This window comes from Azonexus caeni, assembly GCF_048146105.1.
GTDB classification, from domain to species: domain Bacteria; phylum Pseudomonadota; class Gammaproteobacteria; order Burkholderiales; family Rhodocyclaceae; genus Azonexus; species Azonexus aromaticus_B.
The window spans coordinates 1-1,154 of the sequence record NZ_JBKJAD010000061.1 but is presented as its reverse complement, the minus strand read 5'-3'; the positions used below and the strand labels follow the sequence as shown (position 1 = coordinate 1,154).

The following is a 1,154-nucleotide window of genomic DNA, read 5'->3' as shown; positions in this document are numbered from 1 at the left end:
GCATCAAGCCCCTGCTGACGGTTTCTCCAACGGATGGCCAGACCATTCTCGGAAGGCTTCGCCCTGCGGCCTACCCAGTGATTCCCGAGCAGCTACGCAAGCATGATCGAGCCGGTTTGCTTCTCCCAAATCCTCTCTCCGCAATGCCTGGCGCGCACCAATCCACCGCCTTGTTTCATGCCATCCGATTGACTTCGGAAAAGCCCTCCTTACAATCCCCATAACCATCGCCCGTCCGGCGGTCCAGTCCAACGAGGTTTATCCGCCGATATGACTTCACACCTTCTTCAAACTCGTCCGCGTCGGCGGATAAACGCTATTCGTTAGGCCTTCCATGCGATCGCGCAAAAGTTCTCGCCAACTTACAGCCGCGGACGACGAGTCCGCCAATTTTCCACCAACGGAAGTTGTCCGCGAAATTAATCGATTGCTGAATGCTCGGCTAGCGCACGGGCGCGCCCAAAGAAAAGCGATCCAGCACAACCTCGAAGCCGGACAAATTGCTGAGAACGTTTTTCGCCAAGTTCTTCGGCAAACGCTTCCCTTTCGTTTTGGTGTCGCGAAGGGGAAATTGGTAAGCGCTGAAGGGAATATGTCACGCCACTTGGATGTCATTGTCTACGACGCACTCAATTGTCCGGCTCTCTTTATTGACGAAAACGACAATCAGATTCTCCCCGTGGAGGGCGCTTACGCAGTTATTGAAGTGAAATCAACAACGTCAAAATCTGTTCTTGAGGAGGCGTTTGAAGAACTGGCATCGGTCGACAAAATCCATCCTGGCGTTGTCTGCTCAACAAATGAACTTGTTGACTACGTGCCACCCATCTTAAAAATTTTCTCCTTTGAGGACTCTCGGAGTCTTGATGCAATTCATGAGAATTTCGTTGAACTAAATCAGCGATATCCACGAAAATTTAGCGCCTCTGCGTATAGCAAGAAATCTCCCGGGTCAAAGGACATGACTGGCGAGCACTACATGGTTAGCTCAATCACCATTGCCGAGCGGGGAACTGTGTATCACATGCTAGCAGCCTGTCGGACTTGAGGCGACCTGGCTGCTGAAATTGAGCTTGGATGGCCGAGATTTGGTGATTTTTATCTGGAAGCGCACGATTTTCCCTTGTTTTTGCTACTGCGGACGCAATACGGCC

At 51.5% G+C, this 1,154-nt stretch carries 2 protein-coding genes; both read left to right on the top strand.

The genetic code is table 11. From position 1 onward, the window contains the following. Positions 1-224: hypothetical protein (locus ACLIIZ_RS21070; protein ID WP_416695661.1), on the top strand; the 224-nt coding region annotated here is incomplete at its 5' end. 110 nt (positions 225-334) lie between these two features. After that, on the top strand, positions 335-1,048 hold the full coding sequence (locus tag ACLIIZ_RS21065; protein WP_416695659.1) for a DUF6602 domain-containing protein: 714 nt from the start codon (positions 335-337) through the stop codon (positions 1,046-1,048). Positions 1,049-1,154: the final 106 nt, after the last annotated feature.

Bases quoted from the DNA above. Each gene is read 5' to 3' on its own strand.
- ACLIIZ_RS21065 (WP_416695659.1), top strand. From the start codon at position 335: ATGCGATCGCGCAAAAGTTCTCGCCAACTTACAGCCGCGGACGACGAG.